Source organism: Mycolicibacterium vaccae NBRC 14118 = CIP 105934 (genome assembly GCF_001552715.1).
In the GTDB taxonomy this organism is placed as follows: Bacteria; Actinomycetota; Actinomycetes; order Mycobacteriales; family Mycobacteriaceae; genus Mycobacterium; species Mycobacterium vaccae.
In genome coordinates, this window is sequence record NZ_BCRS01000084.1 from 1 (window position 1) to 26,354 (window position 26,354).

Genomic DNA, 26,354 nt, shown 5'->3' on the forward strand with positions numbered 1-26,354 from the left:
GAGCCACAGCGCCCGCGGTCCGCCCAGCACCGCGAGCACCTCGGTGCGGCCCACCGAGGACGGCACCTGGTCGCCGACGCCGTCGGGCAGCCGGGCCGGCGCGGCCATGATGGCGCCGTAGTCGGCGCCCGCGCGCAGCGTGGACCGGAACCGCCGGCGCAGCACCCGGATCGCCAGCCGCCGGTGCGGCGGATCCAGGACCACCTTGGTCAGCCACGCGCCCAACCCGAGTCCGTACCCGCGCGCCTGCACCAGGAGCGCCTCGTTGTCGCTGCGGTGCCGGTGCCACACGATCGCCGCCGGTTCGGTGGCCAGTGCGTCACCGGCGGTGAGCACGCGGAAGAACAGGTCGAGGTCCTCGCCGCCCTGCGAGGCCGTGCCGGCCCCGAGCGCCTCGTCGAAACCGCCGAGCTGAAGCACACGGTCGCGCTTGACGGCGAAGTTGGCTCCGGTGCCGAAACGGCCCACCTGGAACGGGAACAGCGGCTGGTCGGCCGGCGGGTCGGCCATGCTGTACACCCGGCGCTGCAGCGAACCTGCCCATGTCACCCGCCGGTCGAAGTAGGCCTGCGCCGCGGTGCGCAGTTCGCCGCTGGGGACCAGGCCGGACACGCAGGACACCTGCGGCGCCCGGCCGAAACCGGCGGCCAGTGCGCGCAGCCAGTGCCGGTCGACGACGACGTCGTCGTCGGTGTAGGCCACCACGGGGTGACGCGCCTGGCGCAACCCGGTGTTCCTGGCCGCCGACAACCCGGGTACCGGCTCCTCGACGTAGCGGACCCTCGCGTCGGCGCACCGGCGCACCACCGATTCGGTGGCGTCGGTGCGCGGGGCGTTGTCGACCACGACCACTTCGAAGTCCGGATAGTCCAGCGTCAGCACCGAACTCAGCGCGTCGGCGAGTTGGTCAGGACGTTCTCTGGTGCACAGCACCACCGAGATCGCGGGCAGCCGGTCCGCGTCCGCGGGGGCGTCGAGATCCGGAAGAGGCGGGACGGGCAGCCGCACCACGTCGTCGTCGATGGGCGCCTCGACGAAGGCCACGGGATGGCGGCGGTGCCGCACCAGCACCCGCGCCGCCCGGTAGCCCTCGGCGTGGCGCGGCACGAACTCGACCTCGCCTCCGGGAACAGGCTCGTCGAGGTCGAGCATGCCGACCCAGCGCGCATGCGGCCAGGTCGGCGGGCCCGGCGACGGCATCGCGGGGGCGACGGTGCGCGGCGGCGTCACGGGGCGGTCACCCGGACCCAGTCCACGAGCATGGTCGACGGGTTGGGGGTGGACTCGTCGGGCGGGCCGGGCCAGTCACCGCCGACGGCGACGTTGAGCAGCAGGAAGAACGGCGCGTCGAACACCCACCGGCTCCCCTCGGCCAGGTCGGCAGGGGTGACGCTGAACAGCGTGACGTCGTCCACGCCGGTGACGATGCGGCCGGGCGTGCGCTCCACCCAGTAGGTCCGGAACTGACCGGCCAGCGGGAACGGAACCGGCCCGGAGGCCGAGATCTGTTCACCGCGCGGCGATCCCGCGCGTGGAAGGTGCACGCCGGTGTGGAACTCGCCGGCGTGGTTGAGCGTCTCGATCACGTCGATCTCCCCCGCGGCCGGCCACCCGGCCCTGTCGATGTCGCTGCCGAGCAGCCAGAACGCCGGGTGCAACCCGGCCCCGGCGGGCAGCTTGATGCGCGCCTCCGCGCGGCCGGTGGTGAACTCGACGCTGCCCTGGGTGGTGATCCGCGCCGAGGTGATCCAGTCCAGGGACTCCCCCCGGGCGCTGATCGCCAGGTGTCCGGCGCCGTCCAGGCTGACGTTCTCGGGGCTGTCGGTGTAGGTCTGCATTTCGTTGTTGCCCCACCCGCCGCCGCCGGTCTGGAAGCGCCACTGCGGTGAGGGCCGCGCCCCGGCGGGTCCGTCGAAGTCGTCGGCGAAGACGACCCGCGGTCCGCCCGGTTCCGCGTTGCCGACCGGTGGGGGCGCCGAGCACCCGGTGAGCGCCATCGCCGACGCCAGCGCGGCGACCCGGATCGACAGCCGAAATCTGCGTTGTGTCACGGTGTTTCCTCGACAACTTCCCGTGCCTGCGGATCGTGCGCGCGGGTGCGGACGAATCCGGTGGTGCCGACCGCGAGGACGGCCGCCAGGATGCCGTAGATCGCCATGCGCTGCGCACCGCCGGACCCGAACACCGTGTGCCCGCCCATGTAGGCCAGGTAACCGACCAGGCTCACCACGGAGCAGGCGAGCGCGACGCCCCGGCGCTCGGACGACATCGCCGACCCCGAACTCAGCGCGAGGAACAACACCGCGACCGAGCCGAGGGTCATGAACATCACGACGAACGTCAGATTCCAGGCGTAGTCCACCCGGTAGGTCACCAGGCCCGAGGCGGCCAGGCCCCACCCGGCGACCGCCAGAGCCAGCGCGGGGCCCCGGTCGACCCGCCGCTGCACCAACAGGCTCACCGCGACGAACGTGACCGCGAGTCCCGTCACCACCAGGCCGGCGTTCATCGCGGGATAGAGCTCGCTGCACGGCCAGTCGCCCGCGGGTCCGCAGAACGCGACGCCGAGAGGGCCGAGTTGCTCGCGGCGGTAACCGTAGTGGCCCCGCCACGTCGCCGAGACCACCCACTCGGCCACGAAGTAGGCCAGCGGCGCCAGCGCCCACCAGGCCGTGATCCGCGGATTCGCCAGCCACGCCGCGATCCTCGTCATCGCGCCCCCTGTCGGCGCAGCATCGCGATCGCCAGCCCGGTCAGGTAGCCGGCGGTGGTGCTCAGCAGTCCGAACGCCAGCGCAACCACCCGGGCCGGATACCGACGGGCGCGCCACATTCCGGACGGCAGTGTCCTGGTGGTGTAGGCCCGCTCGCTGCGCAGCGCCGGACCGCTTCCGCAGAGCCGGGCCAGCGTCGCCTTGCTGCGGCCTTCGTGGAAGCAGCGGCTCGCGAAGTACGACAACGTAGTGCGGTCTGCGGGCACCGCGTGCGACACGGCGAACCCGGTGCGGCGGATGATCCGTGCGCCCGGATCGCGGCGGGCGAGTTCGATGCCCATCATCGTCTCCTCGCAGCCCGCGGGCAGGCTGCCGACCCGGCCGAGTTCGTCGCAGAACCCGCCGATGCCGGCGAGTTCGCTTCTGCGCACGGCCATCGCGGCGCCGATCGGGTTGCGGATTGCGGCGCCGTCGGGTGGCAGCCCCCGGTAGTCACATCCGACGACCCAACCGAACTCCGGGGGGAACCACGCCGGTCGCCGCCCGGCATGCCAGGACGGATGGACCGCCCCTCCGAGGGCGGTCACGGTGGAGTCGGTGAACGCCGAGCGTGCGTCGCCGAGCGCGTCGGGGTGCAGCACCGCGTCGTCGTCGAGGAATACGACGACCTCACCGGAGGCAGCCTGCAGGCCGGTGTTCCTGGCGCCGGCGAGTCCGCGCCGGAACCGGTTGGGCAGCAACGTCACCGATGCGCCGTAGGCGTCCTGCAGGTCCCGTTGCAGGACCTCGTTGCCGTCGACGACGAGGATCAGCTCGTCGTCGGAGCCCAGTTGACGCAGCACCGCGCTGACTGCTTCGCCGAGCATCTGCCTGCGGGCACTGCTGTAGCAGCAGATCACCACGCTCACCGGGATCGCGACCGGTTCGGTGTCCTCAAGCGGTAGTGGGTGCGCGGTCACCGCGACCAACCGGCGCCGGCGGCGGCACGTGTCGCCCGGTGCTGCCGGCGCTCGCGGTCGATGGTGCGCAGCACCCGCAGCCCGTCGGTCACCGCATTCAGGTTGGAGCGCCCGTAGATCCGCCTGCCCTCGAAGCTGCCCACCTCGTGGATCAGCCAGCCGCTGCGTGCGGCCCGAACGTTGATGACGGTCTCGATCTCGAATCCGTCGCCCCACTGCGGGTCCGGCAGATCGGTCGCGGGCAGGTCGAGGCAGTACAGGTTGCGCCGCCAGAATGCGTTGTAGCCATAGCACAGATCGCTGAACTGCGTCCTGAACAGACGGTTCACCAGCCAGTTGAGCCCCTTGTTGCCGAGCCGCCGGAAGTGGGTGATGTCGTCGCTGCCCCCGCCCGAGGAGAACCGGCTGCCCTTGGCCAGGTCGGCGCCGCCGACGAGCGCGTCGACGAACCTCGGGATCTCGGCCGGATCGGTCGAACCGTCGCCGTCGATCATCACGATGATGTCCCCGGTGGCGGCCAGGAAACCGCACGCGAGCGCGTTGCCCTTGCCGGCGCGGCTCTGCTCGATCACGGTGGCGTGGGGCCACAGCCGGCGCGCCTCGTCGGCGGTGCCGTCGACGGATCCGCCGTCGACGACGACGATCTCGTCGACCGGCGGCATCCGCTGCGCCACGTAGGACAGGTTGCGCGCCTCGTTGCGCACGGGCAGGACCACGGTGACGGTGGGCCGGCCCCCGTCGGGCCGCGCAGGCTCGTCGATATTTGCCAGCAGATTGCTGATGTCTGCCGGAACGCGCACGTCGGACTCCGGAACGATCTCCGTCACGTGGTCAAACTCCTTGTCCTACCTTGCTTCTGCGCAGTCTGCAACGGAGCGCACTTGGGGTTGACGAGATAGGCCGTGACTCAGACGGCCATTAGCTGAGGGTTACCTTAGTCAACCGGAGGCCAGTTGTGGCCGCTCCCTCGCCGGGTATGATCATCATCACAAGTTTGGGTAGCCTAAGCAAACTCGCGCGGCTTTAGTATCGTGAGCCTGCGGTCATCGACGGCCCTTTCCCACGTTCTCGCCTCGCCACTTAGGACCCACCGATGCCGACGACAGGCCGCCCCACCGCCCCCGGTCTCGGCATCGACATCGCCGCGGTGATGACGTCGAGCGCCGCCACCGGGGTGCTCGGCTTCGTGTTCTGGACGGTGGCCGCGCGCGGTTACGACGCGGCCGAGGTCGGCCGTGCGTCGGCGATCATCTCGTCGGCGACCCTGATCGCGATCCTGGCCAATTTCAGCCTCGGCAGCCTCTACGAACGCTTCCTGCCCCTGGCCGGCGGACACGCCCAACGGGTGGTGCGCACCGGTATCGCGTTCGTCTCGTGCACCGCCCTGCTGTTCGGAATCGTGTTCGTCCTGCTCGGTCCCCGCGCCGCACTGTTCCCGAACTGGCCTGAGGCGGTGCTGTTCCCGGCGTTCGTGGCGGTGCTGGCGGTGTACGCGCTGCAGGACCAGATCCTGATCGGGCTGAGCCGGGCCCGGATGATCGCGACCAAGAACATCGGCCAGTCCACCGCCAAACTCGTCGTGGTGGCGGCGCTGATCCCCCTGGGCACCGGGGCCGCGATCGTGTGGTCCTGGGTGCTGCCCGCCGCGGTGATCACCGCAATCATCGCGCTGGTGGTGATCCGGCGGGAGACCGCAGGGCGCGACGGGGCCGCCACCCTGCCGCCGCGGCGCGAACTGGTCCAGTTCTTCGCCAGCTCGTACGCCATCAACGCGGTCGGCGTGACGGTTCCGCTGCTGGTGCCGCTGATCGTCGTCGCCCAGCTCGGCACCGAGATGAACGCGTACTTCTCGATGTGCTGGCTGGTGGTGAACACGCTCGGGGTGCTCGTCGGGGCGACCGCAGCACCGTTCATCGCCACCGCATCCACCCCCGGCGCCGACCTGCGTGCCTGCACAGTGCGTTTCGTTCTGCTGTGCGGCGGCGCCGCGCTCGCCGGCTGCGCGGCCCTGCTGGTCAGCGCGCCGCTGATCCTCGGCATCCTCGGACCGCAGTACGCCGAGCACGGCACCACGCTGATCCGGATCATGGCCCTCACCCTGCCCTCGGTGGCGCTGATGACCGTCTACACCGCACTCGCCCGGCTGCGGCGCCGGTTGCGCCTCGCGGTGGCCGCGCAGCTGCTGCTCGGCATCGTGGTGGTCAGCGGTGTCACGCTGACCACCAGGCGCTGGGGCATCGACGCCATCGGCTACACGTACCTGGCCGCCGAACTGCTCAACACGCTGATCCTGCTGGTGCCCACGGTGCTGCTGCTGCGCAAGGTCGCCGCCACCCCGTCTGGACAGGCCCTCGACTCCACCCCGCCCGTGCTCGCCCGGCCGGACCTGTCCCGCTTCGGCGACGTCGAACACGACTCGGTGACAGCGCGATTCGCCGAGGTCGCGGCACACAAGCCCGACCAGATCGCGCTGCACACCGACCGCGGGTCCCTCAGCTACGGCGAGCTGCACGCCGCCGCAGCAGGTTGGGCCGCGGCGCTGGCCGCTCGCACCGAGCCGAGGTCCGCGGTCGCCCTCGTCGGCGACCTCACCCCGAACACCGCCGCGGTGATCATGGGCAGCTTCGCCTCCGGTGCCCCACTGGTTCCGCTCGACACCGGGCTGCCGGTCGACCGGATGACCCACATCTTCGACGCGCTCGAGCAGCAGGGCCGACCTCTGGGCACCGTGGTGGTCGAGGACGGCGACCGGCTGAGCAGTCAACTCGGGCAACGGTATCCGGTGTGGTCGGCCGACCGGGCCGACGTTGCCGCGGTGCCTGCGGCCGAGGCGCCGCAGCTGGGTGTGCAGACGGTGACCAGCATCCAGTTCACTTCCGGTTCCTCCGGCGAACCCAAGGCGGTCCTGCACGTCAACGGGACGTGGCTCAGCGACTGGATCCTGCACCGCGACCGGTTCGGCATCGTCGACGGCGCGCGGGTCGCGTTGTGCATGCCGGTCAGCTTCGCCGCCGGACTCAACGTGATGATCGGATCGCTGCTCTCGGGTGCAGAGGTGACGGTGGTCGACCCGCGCAGCTGCACCCCCGAGGCCGCGGCCGACCGGCTGACCGACACCGACATCGTCATGTGCACGCCCTCGTTCCTGCAGTCGGTGGCCGATGCCGCGCACGGACGCACCCTGGACCGGGTGCGACGCATCGTCACCACCGGTGAACCGGTGTACGGCAACGTTCTCCGCCGCGCCCGGGCGCTGGCGCCGAACGCGGTGCTCACCAACTGGGCGGGCTCGTCGGAGACGCTGGGCATCGCCCACTTCGACATCTGGCCCGGCGACCCGATACCCGCGGGTGTGGTCCCGGCGGGTGTGGCGGTGCCGCACAAGAGCCTGGCCGTCGACGACCAGGGACGGCTGACCGTGACCTCGCCCTACCTGGCCGCGGGTTATCTCTCCCCCGCCAGCGCCTCGACCACGTTCACCGAGAACCCGGACGGCACCCGTACGTTCGTCACCAATGACCGGGCCCGCATCGACGACGAAGTGTTGGTGGTGCTCGGCCGCATGGACGCGGCGCTCAAGATCCGCGGCTATCTGGTCGAGCCCGCCGAGGTGGAGGCCGCGCTGCTGGACTGCCCCGGCATCCGGGAGGCGCTCGTGGTGGCCGACACCGCGTCCGAGGCGCCGACCCTGACGGCCTACGTCGCGCCCGTGCCCGGTACCCGTACGCCCGCGGTCGCCGACATCCGGGCCCAGTTGCACGAGCGGCTTCCGGCCTGGATGGTGCCCAACCATGTGGTGCTGCTGGAAGCCCTGCCTCGCAACGAGCGTGGCAAGGTCGACCGGCGGGCGCTGCCCGCGCCGGCGCGCGGGCCGATCCTGCCTCCGTCGCCGGGCCTGGAGACCGATATCGCGCTGGCCTGGGCGCGGGTGTTGCGCCTCGACGAGGTGGGCCGCGACGAGAACTTCTATGCCCTCGGCGGAGATTCACTGAACGTCCAGCAGCTCATCACCGCGCTCGGTGACCAACACGGGGTGCGGCTGACGGCCTCGGACGTGGCCAGCGCGCCGACGGTCGCCCAGCTGGCCGAGACGGTGGCCGCGCGCCGGTCCGGAGTGCTTGTCCGGCAAGGTAACCCGTTGGCGCCGACGACGGTGCTGCTGCGTCCGCCGACGACCGGCACCCGGGACACGTTGTTCTGCTTCGCCGGCGCCGGCGCGTCGGCACTGACCTTCGCTCCGCTGGCCGACCGGGTCGACCGCGACACCGCTGTGGTGGCGTTCCAGGCGCAGGGGCTGGAGAACCGGGCCTTCCCGGACTGGACGGTCGGGCGTGCCGCCCGCAGGCACCTGGTGGATCTTCTTGAGCTGCAACCGGAAGGCCCGTACCGGCTGGTCGGTCACTCGCTGGGGGCGTTCATCGCCGTCGACGTCGCCGCCCGGCTGCATTCGCTGGGCCACCACGTCGAACTGGTCGCGATGCTGGACCCGTTTCTGCCGCCGCGGACCGTGCGCGCGGCCCGGCGGCACCTGCCCGGGGTGCGGTCCACCCTGCTCGAGCAGACGCCGGCCGACCGGTCGGTGCTGTGGCGGCACCGGTTGTGGCTTCCGCTGGCCGGGATCGCCGAGGGCACCGCGGAGCAGAAGGTCACCGCGCTGCGCGAGGTCGGTGTCCGGGTCGGCCGGCTACACCGGCCCCGGCCCTACTCCGGGCGAACCCTGTTGGTGCTCAGCACGTTCAACCTCGACGATGACCGGGTGTGGGCGCGGCTGCTGACCGGCGACCTGACCGTCGAGCGCATCCACTGTGACCACGATTCGGTGGTCCGGGATCCGCATGTCGCACGCGTCGTCGATCTGCTCGCCGCGGCGCGGGCGCCGCAGAACGGCTGAGGCCCGTCAGGCCGACAGCGCGGGCTGCCCCGCATCGGCGAGTGCGACCACCGCGCGCGCCGTGCGCAGCGCGGCGCGGGCACGCACACCCGCGGGCGCATTCCACTGCACCGGCGCCTCGACGCTGACCGGTACCGGCGGCAACGCCCGCAGCATCGGCACCACGCCGATGCAGCCCTCCCCCGGGAACAGCCGGGCAGAGCGCCCCTGGCGGCGCAGTTCGTCCACGGATTCCGGGCGCGGGAGCACGGCATCGCAGATCTGCGCGTAGCGGATCCACTCGGCGGGCACCCGGCTCAGATCCTCCGGGGTGGCCAGTTCACGGTCGTAGTGGATCGCGTCGACGAGCAGGCCGGCTCCGCTGTCCGCGCAGCGACCGACGATACGTGCGGCCTCCCCGAGGTTGCGCACCGCTGTCCACGGCATCGGCTCCAGATTCGGCGTCATTCCGAATTCCGCTGCGAGCACGCCGAGTTCGGCGAGATTGTCGGCGGTTCGGCCGTGATCGGGATCGTTGCCGGTGACCAGGACCTGGGTCGCGCCCAGGTAGGCGCCGGTTTCCAGGAACGCGGCGAAGTCGTCGCGCACCCGCGTCTCCGGGCGTAGCCGCAGCACTTCGACGTCGAGGACGAACAACCCGGTGTCGACGAGCCGGCGCCGGGTCTCGCGGATCATCGGGGTGATGCCGACGGTCGGCCGGATCGGCTCCTGCTCGGTGGCCCGGATCAGCCGCAGCCCGACCCCGTCGTAGCCCGCCTCCGCCGCGCAGGCCACCAGCTCGGGCGGGCCCAACTCCAGCACGGTCAGCGGGGCCAGACAGATGGGTCGGGCCTGGTCGGCAACCGGCTTCCGACGGCCTGGCAGAAAGCTCACGGACATTCCTCACTCTCCGGGGTTGCCCCATTCTCGGCGAAAATCTGCCGTGGTGGGCGGCTACCCCCGCCGCCCGGGTGCGTACGGTGTGTGCCATGGCTGAGTTGGATCCCGTACTGCAGAAGGTGCTGGAGGTCGTCCCGTTCCAGCTGACCACCGAGGGCGGCCCCGAGCAGGCCCGGCGCCGGTTCGCGGAACTGCCCCGCAATGCGATCCTTCCTGAGGTCACCGCGCAGGACCGCACTATCGACGGACCGGCGGGACCGATCGCAGTGCGCGTGTACCGTCCGCCGGCCGAGGACGCCGTGCTGCCGGTGGTGGTGTTCATCCACGGCGGCGGCTGGAGCATCGGTGACCTCGACACCTACGACGGCACGGCGCGCATGCACGCCATGGGCGCCGGCGCGGTGGTGGTCTCGGTGGAATACCGGCTGGCCCCCGAGCATCCGTATCCGGCTGCGGTGGAGGACGTCTGGGCCGCCACCCGGTGGGTGACCGACAACGCCGCCGAGCTCGGCGCCGACCCGGAACGGCTGGCCGTGGCCGGTGACTCGGCGGGCGGCAACCTCGCCGCGGTGGTCGCACAGTCGGCCCGCGACGCCGGTATGTCGCTGCGGTTCCAGCTGCTGTGGTACCCGTCGACGACGTTCGACACCTCGCTGCCGTCGTTCACCGAGAACGCCGACGCGCCGGTCCTGAACCTGGCCGCGTGCAAGGGCCTGACCCGCTGGTACGTCGCCGACACTGATCTGTCCGACCCGCCCGCCACCCTGGTGCCCGCGCGTGGCGACCTCGCCGGCCTGGCGCCGGCCTACATCGCCGTCGCCGGGCACGACCCGTTGCGCGACGACGGACTCCGCTACGCCGAACTGCTCACCGCGGCCGACGTGCCGGTCGAGGTGCATCACGCCGAGTCGCTGGTGCACGGCTACCTCGGGTACGCCGGCATCGTGCCCGCGGCCACCGAGGCCACCGACCGAGGGCTGGCGGCGCTGCGTTCGGCGCTGAAGTAGGGAGCAGTCGGCATGGCTGACGTCGGGACGGTGATCGTCGGGGCTGGGTTCGCCGGGATCGGCACGGCGATCGCGCTGGACCGCCGCCGCATGTCCGACTACCTGATCCTCGAGGCCGGCGGCGAACCCGGAGGCACCTGGTACTGGAACACCTATCCGGGCATCGCGGTGGACATCCCGTCGTTCTCCTACCAGTTCTCGTTCGAGCAGAGCACCGCGTGGTCACGCACCTACGCACCCGGCGACGAGCTCAAGGCCTACGCGGCGCACTGCGTGGACAAGTACGGTCTGCGCGCCCGGATCCGGTTCGGGACCACCGTGCGCGCCGCGGATTTCGACGAGGCGGCCGGCCTGTGGCGCCTGACGCTGGAATCGGCCGACGGGCCCGCGACGCTGACCGCGCGCTACCTGGTGAACGCCGGCGGGGTACTGACCGTGCCGAAGGCGCCCGACATCGCCGGGGTGGACACGTTCGCAGGCGCGACGATGCACACCGCGCGCTGGGACCACGACCTCGACCTGCGGGGCAAGCGCGTCGCGGTGATCGGCACCGGCGCGTCAGCGGTCCAGGTCATCCCGGAGATCGCCCCGATCGTCAAGCAGCTCACCGTGTTTCAGCGGACACCGATCTGGTGCTTCCCGAAGTTCGACGTCCCGCTGTCGGCGACGGCGCGGACCCTGCTGCGCCTGCCGTTCGGCAGATCGGTGCAGCGGCTGCTCAGCCAGGCCTTCGTGGAGCTGACGTTCCCGCTGGCGGCGCAGTACTTCACGGTCAACCCGATGGCGAAGCGGATGGACGCCGTCGGGCGGTCGTATCTCCGCCGCCAGGTGCACGACCCCGTGGTGCGCGACAAGCTCACCCCGCGCTACGCCGTCGGCTGCAAGCGGCCGGGCTTCCACAACACCTACCTGTCGACGTACAACCGCGCCGACGTCGAGCTGGTGACCGAACCGATCGCCGAGATCACCCGCGCCGGTGTGGTCACGGACGACGGCAGGCTGCGGGAGGTGGACGTGCTCGTCCTGGCGACGGGATTCCACGTGCTGGACGCCGAGCACGTCCCGACCTTCCCGGTGACCGGCCCGGGCGGACGGTCACTGGCGCAGTTCTGGGACGAGCACCGGCTGCAGGCCTATGAGGGCGTCAGCATTCCGGGCTTCCCGAACTTCTTCACGGTGTTCGGCCCGTACGGCTACGTGGGCTCGTCGTACTTCGCGCTGATCGAGGCGCAGACCCGGCACATCGTGCGATGCCTGGCCGAGGCCCGGCGCCGGGGCGCGAACCGGGTCGAGGTGCGCAGCCAGGCCAACGACCGCTATTTCGCCGAGATGATGCGCAAGCGCCATCGCCAGATCTTCTGGCAGGACAGCTGCCGGCGGGCCAACAGCTATTACTTCGACCAGCACGGGGATGTGCCGTTGCGGCCCGCCAGCACGGTGGAGGCGTACTGGCGGAGCCGCCGGTTCCCGATCGACGACTACGAGTTCGCCGCCGTGGAGGTCGTCTCCTAGACGGCTGATTTCAGGTCGTCGACCTTGTTGAGCTGCTCCCACGGCAGGTCGATGTCGGTGCGGCCGAAGTGCCCGTACGCGGCTGTCGGCGCGTAGATGGGGCGCAGCAGGTCCAGGTCGCGGACGATCGCACCGGGACGCAGGTCGAAGACCTCGCCGATGGCCTTCTCGATCTTGACCGGGTCGACGGTCTCGGAGCCGAACGTCTCGACGAAGAGGCCGACGAGCGCGGCCTTGCCGATCGCGTAAGCGACCTGGACCTCGACGCGCTCGGCCAGGCCCGCGGCGACGACGTTCTTGGCGACCCAGCGCATCGCGTACGCGGCCGAGCGGTCCACCTTTGACGGGTCCTTGCCGGAGAATGCGCCGCCGCCGTGGCGGGCCCAGCCGCCGTAGGTGTCGACGATGATCTTGCGGCCGGTCAGGCCGGCGTCACCCATGGGTCCGCCGAGGACGAACTTGCCGGTCGGGTTGACCAGGATCCGCGGCGCCGAGGTGTCCAGCGTCTCGTGGCCCAGTTCGGTGAGCACCGCGTCGATGACGTACTGCTTGATCTCCGGGGCGAGCTGGCTCTCCAGATCGATGCCGTCGGCATGCTGGGTGGACAGCACCACGGTGTCCAGGCGCACCGGGGTCGTGCCGTCGTACTGCACGGTGACCTGGGTCTTGCCGTCGGGACGCAGGTAGTCCAGCGTGCCGTTCTTGCGCACCTCGGTCAGCTTGCGCGACAGCCGGTGGGCCAGCGCGATCGGCAGCGGCATCAACTCGGGGGTGTCGGCGATGGCGTAGCCGAACATCAGGCCCTGGTCGCCGGCGCCCTGCGAGTCCAGCGGATCGGCAGCGCCCTCCACGCGGGTTTCGTGCGCGGTGTCGACGCCCTGGGCGATGTCCGGGGACTGCGCGCCGATACCGATGTTCACGCCACAGGTCAGGCCGTCGAAGCCCTTCTCCGAGCTGTCGTAGCCGATCTCCAGGATGCGCTCCCGGACGGTGTTGGTGATGTCGGCGAAGGCCGTCTTGGCGGCCGTGGTGACCTCACCGACGACGTGCACCTGGCCGGTCGTCACCAGTGTCTCCACCGCGACGCGGGATTTGGGATCTTCGGCGAGCAATGCGTCGAGCACCGAGTCGCTGATGGCGTCACAGATCTTGTCGGGGTGTCCTTCGGTCACCGACTCACTGGTAAACAGCCGAGCTTCACTCACGTCCGATTCCTTCCACTCAAGCGAACCTGAGATAGTTAGTCAGTCAACTTATACCCGCGGAGGCGACGCCGCGCCGGGTGCCTCTAGCACCCAAGCGTGTCCCCCCGCTGCGCGCAACCCTTACGCGCACTGACGTGTGCTGTGCCGGCCTACCCTCCACCGGAGTGCAGGAAAGCTGCGATCGCGTCCACAATACGACTCGCGATGACGGTCTTCGACCCGTGCTCCAACGCCGTCTCCGTGCCGTCGGCCGACAACAGCCATCCGTCGTTGTGGTCGACCTCGAAGGCCCGGTTCTCCCCGACCGCATTGACCACCAGCAAATCGCAGCCTTTGCGCTTCAGCTTGGCCCGGGCGTGGAACAGCACGTCCCCGTTCGCGTCGCCGGTCTCGGCGGCGAATCCGACGATGGCCTGCATGTTCGGCAGCTGTCCGTCTGTGCGTGCCCGGACCGCGCCGGCCAGCACGTCGTCGTTGCGGATCAGCTCGATGGTGGGGTCGCCCTCTTCGGTCGGCCCCTTCTTGATCTTGTTCGTGGCCGGATTCGCCGGCCGGAAGTCGGCCACCGCGGCGGCCATCACGAGCACGTTCGCGTCCGGCGCGTGCTTGGACACCGCGTCGCGCAGCTGCGCGGCCGATCCCACGTGGGCGACGTGCACGCCGGCCGGGTCGACGAGCCCGGCGGTGTTACCGGCGATGAGGGTGACGTCTGCGCCGCGCTGGGCCATCACCCGGGCCACCGCGTAGCCCTGCTTGCCGGAGCTGCGGTTACCGATGAAGCGCACCGGGTCGATCGGCTCGCGGGTGCCGCCTGCGGTCACCAGGACCTTCACGCCGGCCAGGTCGTAGGGCAGCGCGTCGGCGCGGGCCAGCAGCAGCTGGGCCAGCGTGCTGATCTCCTCGGCCTCGGGAAGTCGTCCGGGCCCGGTGTCGGCGCCGGTGAGCCGGCCCGAAGCCGGTTCCATCACGATTGCTCCGCGCTTGCGCAGCGTCGCCACGTTCTCGCTGGTCGCCGGGTGCAGCCACATCTCGGTGTGCATCGCCGGCGCGTAGAGCACCGGACAACGCGCGGTCAGCAGTGTCGCGGTGAGCAGGTCGTCGGCGCGCCCGACGGCGGCCCGGGCCAGCAGGTCGGCGGTGGCCGGAGCGACGACGACGAGGTCTGCGGTCTGGCCGATCCGCACATGCGGCACTTCGTGGACGTCCTCGAAGACCCCGGTGTGCACCGGATGACCCGACAACGCTTCGAAGGTCGCGGCGCCGACGAAACGCAGCGCGGATTCGGTGGGGACCACCCGCACGCTGTGCCCGGCTTCAGTCAGCTGGCGGACCACCGAGGCGGCCTTGTAGGCAGCGATGCCACCGGCGACGCCGACGATGATCCGCTTGCGCTCCACTGGGGGGCCGCCCCGGCTACTCGCCCTCGGTGTGTTCGAGGAGGTCGCCGTGGATCTCGCGCATCGCGATCGACAGCGGCTTCTCCTGCAGACCCGGCTCGACGAGCGGGCCGACGTATTCGAGGATGCCGTCGCCGAGCTGGTTGTAGTAATCGTTGATCTGGCGGGCGCGCTTGGCGGCGTAGATCACCAGCGCGTACTTGCTCGACGCGCGGTCCAGCAGCTCGTCGATGGGCGGGTTGGTGATGCCCAGCGGTGTGTCGTAGGCGCTGGCGGCGGCCGGATCGATGCCCACCGGGTCGGCGTGCGGGGTGCTCACGTAGAAGTTCTCCTGGCGATTGTGAAGATGAAGCGTCGGATGGTGCAGGGGGCGATCAAGCCTGGTCGTGCCGCACCGGCGCGTGGGCCACCAGCAAGGATACCAATTCTGCGCAGGCAGACTCCAATTGCCCGTTGACGACGACGCGGTCGAAGTCGCCCTGCGCCGCCAACTCGTCCCTGGCGGTCTGCAGCCTGCGTGCCCGCACCTCGGGTGTCTCGGTGCCACGGCCGACCAGGCGGCGCTCCAGCACCTCCCAGCTGGGGGGCGCCAGAAACACGGTGGTCACTTCGGGCAACGCCCGCTTGACCGCACGCGCACCGGCCAGGTCGACCTCGATCAGGACCGGACGACCCGCCTCGGTGGCTGCGCGCACCGGCGCGGCCGGGGTGCCCGAGCGGTGCAACCCGCCGTGGATGTCAGCCCATTCGAGGAGCGCGCCCTCGTCGATGAGCTGCTGAAATCGCTCTGCCGTCACGAAGAAGTAGTCCACTCCATCGACTTCACCGGGCCGCGGGGCGCGCGTGGTCACCGAGACGCTGAAGTACATGTCCGGGACCCGTTCACGCAGGCACCGGACGACGGTGGACTTTCCGACGGCAGAGGGGCCGGACAACACCAGGACCGCTGCCCTGGACGCGTCGTCCGGCCCTCTGCCCTCGCTCACAGCCCCTTTAGGAAAAGTCGAACTTTTCCAGCAGGGCTTTGCGCTGGCGATCGCCGAGTCCACGCAAGCGGCGGGTCGGGGCGATCTCGAGTTCGGTCATGATCTCCTGCGCCTTGACCTTGCCCACCTTGGGCAGGGCCTCCAGCAGCGCGGAGACCTTCATCTTGCCCAGGACTTCGTCGGTCTCGGCGTCCTTGAGCACCTGCTTGAGGTTGGTGCCGCCGCGCTTGAGCCGGTCTTTGAGCTCGGCTCGCGCTCGACGTGCGGCAGCAGCCTTCTCCAACGCTGCCGCGCGCTGTTCGTCGGTCAACTGGGGAAGGGCCACGGGTTTCCTCCGTATCGTCCATCAACTGATTTGTCTCGGCTGGTAGTGGCGGAACCAGAACCAGCCAGCGTGGACGACCGTACCCACGCAGACTGACGAAAGCTAACCCCACCCCCGGCTACTGGCATCAAAACCCCAGCGTGTAGCGCGCTGCCGTGCACCCGACGAGCCCGCGCGGACAGGGTGCCGGCGCACTCCTGCCGATGGCCCTCGATGCCAAACAGCCTGCATACGGCGGGTATTCGGGTTTCCAGGGTGTTTGCCGGCGAAACTTCCCGACGTGCGGCCTCCCGGCACGTGGCGCGGTGGCGCGATCGTCGAAGAATTTCCCTGGTCACCGCGTGTCGGGCGTGTCGCAACGGGCCGATGCGACGAGCGTCACCGACCGCCCAGATGGGCGACCGCGTCGCGCATCCGCGCGGCCGCGTCACGCAGCTTCGCGAGGTCCGGACCGGCGCGCAGCACCTCACGGGAGACCGCGGGCAGCAGCTGGCCCGGAGCCGCCCCTCCGAGGCCCGCCAGGGCCTCCGGACGACCGCCCTGGGCGCCGACCCCCGGCACCAGCACGGGGCCGTCCAACGCGCTGACGTCGGGCGGGTCGGTCAACGTCGCGCCGACCACCACCCCGACGTTGCCGCTGCCGGTGGCGCGGTTGACCTCGGCGGCCGCGTCCACGATGGACTGCGCCACGGTGCGCCCGCCCGGTTCGACCGCGCGCTGCACCGTCGCGCCTTCCGGATTGGACGTCGCAGCCAGGACGAAGACCCCACGGTCGTGTTCACGCGCGGTGTCCAGCAGCGGCTGCAGCGAGCCGAACCCCAGGTACGGCGACGCGGTCACCGCGTCGGCGGCCAGGGGCGAGTCACCGGCCCAGGCAGCCGCGTAGGCGGCCATGGTGGACCCGATGTCGCCCCGCTTGGCGTCGGCGAGCACCAGCACCCCGGCTTCCCGCAGATCGGCGATGGTGCGCTCCAGCACGGCGTAGCCGGCCGAGCCGTACGCCTCGAAGAACGCCACCTGCGGCTTGACCACCGCGAACTCCTGGAACGCCGCCACACACAACTCGCTGAACGCGGCCAGGCCGACGGCGTCGGTGCTCAGCCCCCAGGCCCGCAACAGTTCGGGGTGCGGGTCGATGCCCAGGCACAGCGGGCCCCGCCGCGCCATGGCGCCGGACAGGCGCTCCCCGAACCCGCTCACCGTCAGGACCCCAGAGTGCTGTGCAGTTCCTGCAGCGACATCACGCCGATGTCGCCGCGGATGCCCGCCTCGATGCCCTGCACGGCTGCCGAGGCGCCCTGCACCGTGGTCACGCACGGAATGTTCATCGACACCGCGGCCGACCGGATCTCGTACCCGTCGATGCGCGGCCCGGAGTTGCCGTAGGGGGTGTTGATCACCATGTCGACATCGCCTGCCCTGATCGCGTCCACCGCGGACCGCGCGGGGCGCTCCGGGCTGGGCTCCTCGAAGTGCTTGCGCACCTCGCTGCACGGAATCCCGTTGCGCCGCAACATCTCCGCGGTGCCCTCGGTGGCCAGGATCTTGAAGCCCAGGTCGGCCAGCCGCTTGACCGGGAACACCAGCGAGCGTTTGTCCCGGTTGGCCACCGACACGAACACCGTGCCCTGCGACGGCAGCGAGCCGTAGGCGGCGGTCTGGCTCTTGGCGAACGCACTGCCGAAGTCGTGGGCGATGCCCATCACCTCGCCGGTGGACTTCATCTCCGGTCCGAGCAGTGAATCGATCTGCGAGCCGTCGGATTTGCGGAACCGGTGGAAGGGCAGCACCGCCTCCTTGACCGCCACCGGCGCGTTGCGCGCAGTCATGGCGCCGTCGCCGGTGCGCGCCAGCACACCCTCTTCTCTGAGCTGGGCGATGCTCGCGCCCAGCATCACCCGGGCACACGCCTTGGCCAGCGGAACCGCGGTGGCCTTGGAGACGAACGGCACGGTGCGGCTGGCGCGCGGGTTGGCCTCCAGCACGTAGAGGACGTCGTCTTTGAGCGCGTACTGCACGTTGAGCAGGCCGACCACCCCGATCCCGAACGCGATCGCCTCGGTGGCCTGCCGCACCGCCTCGATGTCGCTGCGGCCCAGGGTCACTGGGGGCAGTGCACACGCCGAGTCGCCGGAGTGGATACCGGCCTCCTCGATGTGCTCCATCACCCCGCCGAGGTAGACCTCGGTCCCGTCGCAGAGCGCGTCCACGTCGATCTCGATCGCGTCTTCCAGGAAGCGGTCGACGAGCACCGGATGTTCCGGCGACAGCTGGGTGGCGCGGGTGATGTAGCCCTCGAGGGTGTCCTCGTCGTAGACGATCTCCATGCCGCGCCCGCCGAGCACGTAGGAGGGCCGGACCAGCACCGGGTAGCCGATCTCGGCGGCGATCCGCCGGGCCTGGTCGAAGCTGGTGGCCATGCCGAAGCGCGGCGCGGGCAGTCCGGCCCGGCGCAGCACCTCGCCGAACTCGCCGCGGTCCTCGGCGAGATCGATGGCCTCCGGCGGGGTGCCCACGATCGGGACGCCCGCCTTCTCCAGCCGTTCGGCGAGCCCGAGCGGGGTCTGTCCGCCGAGCTGCACGATGACCCCGACCACGCCGGGGCCGCCGTCGCCGGAAGCCTGTTCGGCGTAGTAGATCTCCAGCACGTCCTCAAACGTCAGCGGCTCGAAGTACAGCCGGTCGGCGGTGTCGTAGTCCGTGGACACCGTCTCCGGGTTGCAGTTGATCATCACGGTCTCGAAGCCCGCGTCGCTGAGCGTGGTCGCCGCGTGCACGCAGCTGTAGTCGAACTCGATGCCTTGTCCGATGCGGTTGGGCCCGGAGCCCAGGATCAGCACCTTGGGCCGTTCGGTCTGCGGGGCGACCTCGGTCTCGGCGGCCGGGTCGAGTTCGTAGCTGCTGTAGTGGTACGGCGTCTTGGCCTCGAACTCGGCGGCGCAGGTGTCCACGGTCTTGAACACCGGGTGGATGCCGAGCCGTTGCCGCAGCGCGCGCACCCCCATCTCCCCCGCCAGTTCCGGGCGCAGCGCCGCGATCTGACGGTCCGACAGTCCGTGGTGCTTGCTGCGGCGCAACAGGTCGGCGCCCAGCACCGGGGCGTCGATCACCTCGGCGCGCAGTCGCACGAGCCCGCTGATCTGGTCGACAAACCACGGGTCCACCCCGGAGGCCTCGGCCACCTGTTCGACGGTGGCCCCCAGGCGCAGCGCGTATTCGATGTCGTAGAGCCGGCCGTCGGTCGGCGTGCGCAACCGGGTCAGCACCTCATCAACGTCACCGTCGGGGTCCGCGGCGGTCCAGAAGCCGCTCCGGCTGGTCTCCAGCGACCGCATCACCTTGCCGAGGGCCTCGATGAAGTTGCGGCCCAACGCCATCGCCTCGCCCACCGATTTCATCGTGGTGGTCAGGGTGGCGTCGGCGCCGGGGAACTTCTCGAACGCGAACCGGGGCGCCTTGACCACGACGTAGTCCAGGGTCGGCTCGAAGCAGGCCGGCGTCTCCTTGGTGATGTCGTTGACGATCTCGTCGAGGGTGTAGCCGATCGCCAGCTTCGCCGCGATCTTGGCGATCGGGAAGCCGGTGGCCTTCGAGGCCAGCGCCGAGGACCGCGACACGCGCGGGTTCATCTCGATGACGATCAGCCGACCGTCCGTGGGGTTGACCGCGAACTGGATGTTGCAGCCGCCCGTGTCCACCCCGACCTCGCGCAGGATCTCGATGCCCAGTGTGCGCATGGTCTGGTACTCGCGGTCGGTCAGCGTCATCGCCGGGGCGACGGTCACCGAATCGCCGGTGTGCACACCCATCGGGTCGAAGTTCTCGATCGAGCACACCACCACGACGTTGTCGCGGCCGTCGCGCATCAGCTCGAGCTCGTACTCCTTCCACCCGAAGATGGATTCCTCGATGAGCACGTTCGCCGACGGCGACGCCGCCAGACCTTCGCCGGCCATCCGCTCGACGTCCTCGGCCGAGTACGCCATGCCGGAGCCGAGACCGCCCATCGTGAAGCTGGGCCGAACCACGACCGGCAGGCCGAGGTCGGCGACGGTGTCGCGCACCTCGTCCATCGTGAAACACACTCGGCTGCGGGCGGACTCGCCGCCGACCTTGGTGACGATGTCCTTGAACTTCTGCCGGTCCTCGCCGCGCTGGATGGCGTCGATGTCCGCGCCGATCAATTCGACGCCGTAGCGCTCCAAGGCGCCGTTCTCGTACAGCTTGACCGCGGTGTTCAACGCGGTCTGGCCGCCGAGGGTGGCCAGCAGCGCGTCGATCTTGTTGCCGCGCTCGGCCTGCTGCGCGATGACCTTCTCGACGAACTCCGCGGTGATCGGTTCGACGTAGGTGTGGTCGGCGTACTCGGGGTCGGTCATGATCGTGGCCGGGTTCGAGTTGATCAAGGTGACCTGCAGGCCCTCGGCCCGCAGCACCCGGCACGCCTGGGTGCCGGAGTAGTCGAACTCCGCGGCCTGGCCGATGAGGATCGGGCCGGACCCGATGACCAGGACGTGGTTCAGATCTGGGCGACGTGGCATTAGTTGGACTCCCCGGGCTTGCCCTGGTTCATGAGGTCGATGAACTGATCGAAGAGGTATTCGGCGTCCCGCGGGCCCGCGGCCGCCTCGGGGTGGTACTGGACCGAGAAGGCGCGGCCGTTGCTGAGCCGGACCCCTTCCACCACACCGTCGTTGGCGCAGGTATGGCTGACCTCGGCCTGACCGAACGGCGTGTCGAAGGTCTGGCCCGCCTCGCCTTCGAGCGCGAAGCCGTGGTTCTGCGCGGTGATCGAGACCCGCCCGGTGGTGTGGTCGATCACCGGGATGTTGATGCCGCGGTGGCCGAACGCCATCTTGTAGGTCGCCAGCCCGAGCGCCCGGCCCAGGATCTGGTTCCCGAAGCAGATGCCGAACAGCGGGATGCCGGCGTCGAGCACGTCGCGGGTGACGGCGACGATGTGGTCGGCGGTCGCCGGGTCGCCGGGTCCGTTGGACAGGAAGACACCGTCGGGCTTGGCGTCGGCGATCTGCTCGAACGTCGCCGAGGACGGCAGCACCACGCTGCGGATGCCCCGCTTGGCGAAGTTGCGCGGCGTGTTGGTCTTGATTCCCAGGTCCAGCGCGGCCACCGTGAACCGCGGCTGGCCTTCGGGTTCCACCACGTATCCGGCGTCGGTGCTGACCTCGCCGGCCAGGTCGGCGCCGAGCATGGCCTCCTGACCGCGCACCCGGCTGACCAACTCGTCGACCGGCGCCTCCGCGGCGGCGCCGCTGAAGACGCCTGCCTTCATCGAGCCGCGGCTGCGCAGGTGGCGCACCACCGCGCGGGTGTCGATGCCTGCGATGCCGACGATGCCCTGACGTTTGAGCTCGTCGTCGAGGGTGCCGGTGGCGCGCCAGTTCGACGCCCGCGGCGACGGGTCCCGTACGGCGTAGCCCGCCACCCAGATCTTGTCGCCGCGGCTCTCGCTGTCCTCGTGGTTCCAGCCGGTGTTGCCGATCTGCGGCGCGGTGGCCACGACGATCTGGCGGTGGTAGCTCGGATCGGTGAGCGTCTCCTGATATCCGGACATCCCGGTCGAGAACACAGCCTCGCCGAGGGTTTCGCCGACCGCGCCGAAGGTCGTGCCGGTGAAGATCCGGCCGTCCTCCAGCACCAGCAGGGCCTTGTTCGTCATGCCACCTCCTCGGGGAGCCACTTCGCGTAGTCGCCGCGGTCGTCGGCGCGGAACCCGGTGTCGATCTCGGTCCCTGACGGCAGCCGCCAGCGGATCGCCAGGATGCCCTCGTGGGTGAGGGCCTTGCCGGCCAGGTTCTTCTCGGTGCGGATCTCGGAGATGGCGTCGTCGGGTATCCAGATGGGCCCGGCGCCGGTGCGCTGCAACATGATTCCTTCGGGGTAGCGGGTGAGGACGGCTTTGGCGCGGAAGCCGAGGTCGCCGGCGGCGACGCGGTCGTTCCAGTGCGGTGCGAGGGTGCTGCCGATGTAGAGGCCCTTGGTGGCGGGGACGAGCGCGGGCCCGACGCTGTCGGGCAGCGGCGGCAGCGTGCCGATCAGCTGGGCCTGGCGCTCGACGCGGCGTCGCCAACCGCGCATCATCGCCTGGATGATCACGGCGATCAGCAGTGCCAGGATCGCCGCCAGCACCAACGAGGCGACCAGCGTCGGGGTGTTCACTCGGCCACCTTCCCGTCGCGCGCGGTGACCTTCCCGCGCAGCAGCGTGACGGTGACTGTGCCGGGCAGTTCCATGTCCTGGTAGGGCGTGTTGTCCGAGCGGCTGGCCAGCGCCGGACCCCGCACCGTCCAGCTCGCCGCCGGATCGACCACGGTCAGGTTGGCCGGCTCCCCCACCTCCAGCGGCCGGCCCTGGTCCGGCAGCCCGACGATCCGCGCGGGGGCCTCGCTCATCACCCGGGCCACGTCCCGCCAGGTCAGCAGGCCGGGGTTGACCATGGTCTCCACCACGACCGACAGCGCGGTCTGCAGGCCGAGCATGCCGGGCCTGGCGTTGGCGAACTCGCAGATCTTCTCGTGCTCGGCGTGCGGGGCGTGATCGGTGGCGACACAGTCGATCACGCCGTCGGCGAGCGCCTGCCTCAGTGCCTCGGCGTCGCTGGTCTCGCGCAGCGGCGGGTTCACCCGGTTGCGCCCGTCGTAGGTCTGCAGCCGGGTGTCGTCGAGCAGCAGGTGGTGCGGGGTGACCTCGGCGGTGATCGAGATGCCCTGCTCCTTGGCCCATCTGATCAGTTCCACGGTGCCTGCCGTCGAGGCGTGGCAGATGTGTACGCGGGCGCCGGCGTCGCGGGCCAGCAGCGCGTCGCGGGCGACGATCGACTCCTCGGCCGCGCGCGGCCAGCCGGCCAGCCCGAGCCGGGCGGCGTTCGGGCCCTCGTGGGCGACCGCGCCGACGGTCAGCCGGGGCTCCTCGGCGTGCTGGGCGATGAGCACGCCCAGACCCGAGGCGTACTCCAGCGCCCGGCGCATGACCAGCGGATCGTCGACGCAGACACCGTCGTCGGAGAACATCCGGACCTGGCCGGCGCCGGCGGCCATCAGGCCCATCTCGGTGAGCTGCTTGCCCTTGAGCCCGACGGTGACGGCGCCGACGGGGTGCACGTCGACCAGGCCGACCTGCCTGCCGCGGTGCCACACGTGGTCGGTGACCACCACCGAGTCGGCGACGGGGTCGGTGTTGGCCATCGCGAACACCGCCGTATATCCGCCGAGAGCCGCTGCGGCCGAACCGGTCTCGATGTCCTCGGCGTACTCGCGGCCGGGTTCGCGCAGATGGGTGTGCAGGTCGACGAAGCCCGGCAGCAGCACCTGGCCGGTGCAGTCGATCACCGTGTCGTCAGGATCCGCGGTCAGGCCCTCGCCGATCTCGGCGATCTGCCCGTCCCGCACCAGCACGTCGACCGGATCGCCTTCGCCGTAGAGCCGGACTCCCTTGAGCACCGTCATGCGCTGATCGCCTCCTCTTCGGCTCCGACGAGCAGGTGGAACAGCACCGCCATCCGGACGTGAACACCGTTGGAAACCTGTTGCAGCACGGCAGATTGCGAAGAATCCGCCACCGAGTGCGCGATTTCCATGCCGCGCAGCATCGGGCCCGGATGCAGCACCACGGCATGCTCGGCCAGCCGGGCCTGCCGCTTCTCCGACAGCCCGTAACGCACCGAGTACTCGCGGGAAGACGGGAAGAAGCCGCCGTTCATCCGTTCGGCCTGCACCCGCAGCATCAGCACCACGTCGGCCAGCGGCAGCTCGGCGTCGAGTTCCTGCGACACGGTCACCGGCCAGTCCGCGACCCCGACCGGCAGCAGCGTCGGCGGGGCGACGAGCACGACCTCCGCGCCGAGCGTGTGCAGCAGCGCCACATTGGAGCGGGCGACCCGGCTGTGCAGCACATCGCCGACGATCACCACGCGCCTGCCCTCGATGGATCCGAGACGTTGCCGGATGGTCAGCGCGTCCAGCAGCGCCTGGGTGGGGTGCTCGTGGGTGCCGTCGCCGGCGTTGATGACCGACGGGCCGCCGTGCTCGTCGAGGGTCCAGGCGGCCAGCTGCTGGGCGGCGCCGGAGGCGGGATGGCGGATGATCAGCGCGTCGGCGCCCGCGGCGCGCAGCGTCAGCGCGGTGTCGCGCAGCGATTCCCCTTTGGCCACTGAGGATCCCGACGCGCTGACGTTGATGACGTCGGCGCTCATCCACTTGCCGGCCACTTCGAAGGACACCCGGGTCCTGGTGGAGTTCTCGTAGAACATCGTGATGATGGTGCGGCCGCGCAGCGTGGGTAGCTTCTTGACCTCGCGGCCCACCAGCGCCTCGGCGAACCGGTCGGCGTTGTCGAGGATCGCGGTGGCGTCGTCGCGGCTGAGATCGGCCGCGGTCAGCAGGTGCTTCACCTGGCAGGCCCTCCGTAGGGTGCGATGGAGATCACGTCGACGCCGTCGTTCTCGGTGAGCCGGACCTTGACGTTCTCGGCGCGCGAGGTGGGGACGTTCTTGCCGACGTAGTCGGCGCGGATCGGGAGCTCACGGTGCCCGCGGTCGACGAGCACCGCGAGTTGGACCGCCTTGGGGCGGCCGAGGTCGCGCAGCGCGTCCAGCGCAGACCGCACCGACCGGCCGGAGTAGAGGACGTCGTCGACGAGGATGACCAGCGCGCCGTCGATGCCGCCGTCAGGAATCGACGTGGCCGCCAGTGCCCGCGGCGGTTTGGTCATCAGGTCGTCGCGGTAGAGCGTGATGTCGAGTGCGCCGTGTGCCACGTCGACTCCGCTGAACTCGGCGATGTTGCGGGCCAGCCTGGTGGCCAGCGTCACGCCGCGGGTGGGGATACCGAGGAGGACGACGCGAGGTCCGTCGGGACCGTCGAGCGCGGTCTTCTCGATGATCTGGTGGGCGATGCGGGCGATGGTGCGACTGACGTCCGCTGAGGACATCAGCTCCCGGTCGGGACCGGATTGGTCGGTTGAGCCCACGAGTGAGCCGGACCTCCTTCTCCGCCTCACGGGACGGGTCGTTAAAGGATGTCGGATGCTGCGGCGAGCTTAGCACCGTCGCAGGGCGGCAGAGTATCCGGCAGGTAGCCTCGGCCGGATGAACTTCGACCGCAACAAGACCTCCATCGTCGAAGCGATCGACGCCGGGCTGCTGGCGGGCGCCGTCACCCTGGTCTGGCACGCCGGCGAGGTCCGGCAGGTCAACGAATTGGGCTACCGCGACGTCGAGGCGCGGCTACCGATGCAGCGCGACACCATCTTTCGTATCGCGTCGATGACCAAGCCCGTCACGGTGGCCGCTGCGATGTCGTTGATCGAGGAGGGCAGGCTCAACCTCACCGACCGGGTCGCGACCTGGCTGCCCGAACTGGCCGACATGAGGGTGCTCGTCGATCCCCGCGGCCGACTCGACCGCACCGTGCCCGCCCAGCGGCACATCACCGTCGAGGACCTGATGACCCACCGCAGTGGGCTCGCGTACATGTTCTCGGTCGTCGGGCCGCTGTCGGATGCCTATCGCAAGCTGCCGACCCGCCAGGACCAGGACCGCTGGCTGGCCGAACTGGCCGAGCTGCCGCTGGTGCACCAGCCCGGCGAACGCCTCACCTACAGCCACGCCACCGACGTGCTGGGCATCGCGCTCTCGCGTATCGAGGGCAAACCGCTCAGTGAGGTCCTGGACGAACGGATCCTGGGTCCGCTCGGCATGTCGGACACCGGCTTTCACGTCGGACCGACCGGCAGGCGGCGCACGGCGACGATGTACCAGTTGGACAAGGACAACACGCTGCGCCACGACGTGATGGGTCCGCCGCCGATCGTCGATCCGCCGTTCTGCACGGGCGGGGCGGGGCTGTTCTCGACGGCCGACGACTATCTGCGCTTCGCCCGGATGCTGCTGGCCGGCGGCGAACTCGACGGTGTGCGGGTGCTGTCCGAGGAGTCTGTGCGCCTGATGCGCACCGACCGGCTCACCGACGAGCAGAAGCGCCACGACTTCCTGGGTGCGCCGTTCTGGGTCGGGCGTGGTTTCGGCCTGAACCTGTCGGTGGTCACCGACCCGGCCAGATCGCGCCAGCTGTTCGGTCCCGGCGGCCTGGGCACCTTCTCCTGGCCCGGCGCCTACGGCACGTGGTGGCAGGCCGACCCGTCTGCCGACGTCATCCTGATCTACCTGATCCAGAACCTGCCCAACCTGACCGCCGACGCGGCCGCGGCGGTTGCCGGGAACACCTCGCTGGCGAAGCTGCAGAGCGCGCAGCCGAGGTTCGTCCGCAACACCTATCAGGCTCTGGAGCTTTAACGACTTTCTTGTCGGAGGTCCGCGGTAGCGTCGGGTGCATGTTCGAAAGTTTGTTCGATGTTTCGGAGTCGGCCGGTGAGGCCGAGCTGCGGGCGGTCGTGGAGCGGCTGGAGGCGGTGAAGTCCGCGGCTGCGGCGGCGCAGGCCCGGGCCACGGCGTTGTGGGCGG

Annotated in this window: 22 protein-coding genes and 1 pseudogene; 5 read left to right on the plus strand and 18 right to left on the minus strand. The window is 70.4% G+C overall.

The features are described 5' to 3' along the window. The 5 genes from MVA01S_RS16805 to MVA01S_RS16825 form a co-directional block, all read right to left on the minus strand. On the minus strand, positions 1-1,230 hold a 1,230-nt coding region (locus tag MVA01S_RS16805), incomplete at its 3' end, for a glycosyltransferase family 2 protein (RefSeq protein ID WP_306307756.1). Beyond that, on the minus strand, positions 1,227-1,997 hold the full coding sequence (locus MVA01S_RS16810) for a glycoside hydrolase family 16 protein (RefSeq protein ID WP_040542203.1): 771 nt from the start codon (positions 1,995-1,997) through the stop codon (positions 1,227-1,229). The genes MVA01S_RS16810 and MVA01S_RS16805, both read right to left, overlap by 4 nt. 50 nt (positions 1,998-2,047) lie before the next feature. Next, on the minus strand, positions 2,048-2,713 hold the full coding sequence (locus MVA01S_RS16815) for a hypothetical protein (RefSeq protein ID WP_003932135.1): 666 nt from the start codon (positions 2,711-2,713) through the stop codon (positions 2,048-2,050). Continuing rightward, positions 2,710-3,672: a glycosyltransferase family 2 protein gene (locus tag MVA01S_RS16820; RefSeq protein ID WP_237024374.1), complete on the minus strand. Its 963-nt coding sequence runs from the start codon at positions 3,670-3,672 to the stop codon at positions 2,710-2,712. Before MVA01S_RS16820 ends, MVA01S_RS16815 begins: the two co-directional genes overlap by 4 nt. Continuing rightward, entirely contained in the window at positions 3,669-4,454 is a 786-nt protein-coding gene (locus MVA01S_RS16825; RefSeq protein WP_390176155.1) for a glycosyltransferase family 2 protein, read from the minus strand. The genes MVA01S_RS16820 and MVA01S_RS16825 overlap by 4 nt, the downstream gene beginning before the upstream one ends. A 311-nt stretch (positions 4,455-4,765) precedes the next feature. Between MVA01S_RS16825 and MVA01S_RS16830 the strand changes: the two genes are divergently transcribed. Continuing rightward, positions 4,766-8,563 carry an alpha/beta fold hydrolase gene (locus MVA01S_RS16830; RefSeq protein ID WP_082762390.1) on the plus strand — a complete coding sequence of 1,266 codons (3,798 nt, stop codon included), beginning with the start codon at positions 4,766-4,768 and terminating at the stop codon, positions 8,561-8,563. A 6-nt stretch (positions 8,564-8,569) separates the two neighbouring features. Here the strand turns inward: MVA01S_RS16830 and MVA01S_RS16835 are convergent, their stop codons facing one another. After that, positions 8,570-9,442, minus strand: coding sequence for a sugar phosphate isomerase/epimerase family protein (locus tag MVA01S_RS16835; protein WP_003932130.1), 873 nt, complete (start codon positions 9,440-9,442; stop codon positions 8,570-8,572). Positions 9,443-9,531: 89 nt separating this feature from the next. On the opposite strand from MVA01S_RS16835, the gene MVA01S_RS16840 reads away from it, so the two are divergent. Beyond that, positions 9,532-10,449: an alpha/beta hydrolase gene (locus tag MVA01S_RS16840; RefSeq protein WP_003932129.1), complete on the plus strand. Its 918-nt coding sequence runs from the start codon at positions 9,532-9,534 to the stop codon at positions 10,447-10,449. A gap of 12 nt (positions 10,450-10,461) precedes the next feature. Continuing rightward, entirely contained in the window at positions 10,462-11,961 is a 1,500-nt protein-coding gene (locus tag MVA01S_RS16845; RefSeq protein WP_003932128.1) for a flavin-containing monooxygenase, read from the plus strand. Here MVA01S_RS16845 and metK read toward each other — a convergent pair. From metK to pyrR, 12 genes are all read right to left on the minus strand, one after another. Further along, the gene (gene metK, locus MVA01S_RS16850; protein ID WP_060941646.1) at positions 11,958-13,166 is read right to left on the minus strand and encodes a methionine adenosyltransferase; all 1,209 of its coding nucleotides are present in this window, start codon (positions 13,164-13,166) and stop codon (positions 11,958-11,960) included. The genes MVA01S_RS16845 and metK overlap by 4 nt on opposite strands. 149 nt (positions 13,167-13,315) lie before the next feature. Next, positions 13,316-14,563, minus strand: a complete 1,248-nt coding sequence (coaBC, locus tag MVA01S_RS16855; protein WP_003932126.1) for a bifunctional phosphopantothenoylcysteine decarboxylase/phosphopantothenate--cysteine ligase CoaBC — start codon at positions 14,561-14,563, stop codon at positions 13,316-13,318. A 16-nt stretch (positions 14,564-14,579) separates the two neighbouring features. Further along, positions 14,580-14,882, minus strand: coding sequence for a DNA-directed RNA polymerase subunit omega (gene rpoZ / locus MVA01S_RS16860; RefSeq protein ID WP_003932125.1), 303 nt, complete (start codon positions 14,880-14,882; stop codon positions 14,580-14,582). Positions 14,883-14,937: 55 nt separating this feature from the next. After that, positions 14,938-15,549, minus strand: coding sequence for a guanylate kinase (gene gmk, locus MVA01S_RS16865; RefSeq protein ID WP_003932124.1), 612 nt, complete (start codon positions 15,547-15,549; stop codon positions 14,938-14,940). A gap of 7 nt (positions 15,550-15,556) precedes the next feature. Then, positions 15,557-15,874: an integration host factor, actinobacterial type gene (gene mihF, locus MVA01S_RS16870; RefSeq protein ID WP_003932123.1), complete on the minus strand. Its 318-nt coding sequence runs from the start codon at positions 15,872-15,874 to the stop codon at positions 15,557-15,559. A 378-nt stretch (positions 15,875-16,252) separates the two neighbouring features. Then, positions 16,253-17,074, minus strand: coding sequence for an orotidine-5'-phosphate decarboxylase (gene pyrF / locus MVA01S_RS16875; RefSeq protein WP_081529169.1), 822 nt, complete (start codon positions 17,072-17,074; stop codon positions 16,253-16,255). Between the two features lie 2 nt (positions 17,075-17,076). Beyond that, positions 17,077-20,415: a carbamoyl-phosphate synthase large subunit gene (gene carB, locus MVA01S_RS16880; protein WP_003933131.1), complete on the minus strand. Its 3,339-nt coding sequence runs from the start codon at positions 20,413-20,415 to the stop codon at positions 17,077-17,079. Further along, positions 20,415-21,554: a glutamine-hydrolyzing carbamoyl-phosphate synthase small subunit gene (gene carA, locus MVA01S_RS16885; protein ID WP_003933130.1), complete on the minus strand. Its 1,140-nt coding sequence runs from the start codon at positions 21,552-21,554 to the stop codon at positions 20,415-20,417. Before carA ends, carB begins: the two co-directional genes overlap by 1 nt. Further along, the gene (locus tag MVA01S_RS16890; RefSeq protein WP_003933129.1) at positions 21,551-22,054 is read right to left on the minus strand and encodes a PH-like domain-containing protein; all 504 of its coding nucleotides are present in this window, start codon (positions 22,052-22,054) and stop codon (positions 21,551-21,553) included. Before MVA01S_RS16890 ends, carA begins: the two co-directional genes overlap by 4 nt. Further along, positions 22,051-23,340, minus strand: a complete 1,290-nt coding sequence (locus MVA01S_RS16895) for a dihydroorotase (protein ID WP_003933128.1) — start codon at positions 23,338-23,340, stop codon at positions 22,051-22,053. Before MVA01S_RS16895 ends, MVA01S_RS16890 begins: the two co-directional genes overlap by 4 nt. Further along, entirely contained in the window at positions 23,337-24,284 is a 948-nt protein-coding gene (locus MVA01S_RS16900; RefSeq protein ID WP_003933127.1) for an aspartate carbamoyltransferase catalytic subunit, read from the minus strand. The genes MVA01S_RS16895 and MVA01S_RS16900 overlap by 4 nt, the downstream gene beginning before the upstream one ends. Beyond that, a complete protein-coding gene (gene pyrR / locus MVA01S_RS16905; RefSeq protein ID WP_003933126.1) occupies positions 24,281-24,862 on the minus strand; it encodes a bifunctional pyr operon transcriptional regulator/uracil phosphoribosyltransferase PyrR in 582 nt (193 codons plus the stop codon). The genes MVA01S_RS16900 and pyrR overlap by 4 nt, the downstream gene beginning before the upstream one ends. 118 nt (positions 24,863-24,980) lie before the next feature. Between pyrR and MVA01S_RS16910 the strand changes: the two genes are divergently transcribed. Both MVA01S_RS16910 and MVA01S_RS32065 read left to right on the plus strand, forming a co-directional pair. Then, the gene (locus MVA01S_RS16910) at positions 24,981-26,186 is read left to right on the plus strand and encodes a serine hydrolase domain-containing protein (protein WP_003933125.1); all 1,206 of its coding nucleotides are present in this window, start codon (positions 24,981-24,983) and stop codon (positions 26,184-26,186) included. Between the two features lie 38 nt (positions 26,187-26,224). After that, positions 26,225-26,354 (plus strand): annotated as a pseudogene (locus MVA01S_RS32065) (HNH endonuclease); the annotation flags it as partial.

What these genes read in the sequence shown, in the direction of transcription:
- MVA01S_RS16810 (WP_040542203.1), bottom strand. Translation starts at nt 1,997, where the DNA reads ATGGCGCTCACCGGGTGCTCGGCGCCCCCACCGGTCGGCAACGCGGAA.
- MVA01S_RS16815 (WP_003932135.1), bottom strand. Translation starts at nt 2,713, where the DNA reads ATGACGAGGATCGCGGCGTGGCTGGCGAATCCGCGGATCACGGCCTGG.
- MVA01S_RS16830 (WP_082762390.1), top strand. Translation starts at nt 4,766, where the DNA reads ATGCCGACGACAGGCCGCCCCACCGCCCCCGGTCTCGGCATCGACATC.
- MVA01S_RS16835 (WP_003932130.1), bottom strand. Translation starts at nt 9,442, where the DNA reads ATGTCCGTGAGCTTTCTGCCAGGCCGTCGGAAGCCGGTTGCCGACCAG.
- MVA01S_RS16840 (WP_003932129.1), top strand. Translation starts at nt 9,532, where the DNA reads ATGGCTGAGTTGGATCCCGTACTGCAGAAGGTGCTGGAGGTCGTCCCG.
- MVA01S_RS16845 (WP_003932128.1), top strand. Translation starts at nt 10,462, where the DNA reads ATGGCTGACGTCGGGACGGTGATCGTCGGGGCTGGGTTCGCCGGGATC.
- carB (WP_003933131.1), bottom strand. Translation starts at nt 20,415, where the DNA reads ATGCCACGTCGCCCAGATCTGAACCACGTCCTGGTCATCGGGTCCGGC.
- carA (WP_003933130.1), bottom strand. Translation starts at nt 21,554, where the DNA reads ATGACGAACAAGGCCCTGCTGGTGCTGGAGGACGGCCGGATCTTCACC.
- MVA01S_RS16895 (WP_003933128.1), bottom strand. Translation starts at nt 23,340, where the DNA reads ATGACGGTGCTCAAGGGAGTCCGGCTCTACGGCGAAGGCGATCCGGTC.
- MVA01S_RS16910 (WP_003933125.1), top strand. Translation starts at nt 24,981, where the DNA reads ATGAACTTCGACCGCAACAAGACCTCCATCGTCGAAGCGATCGACGCC.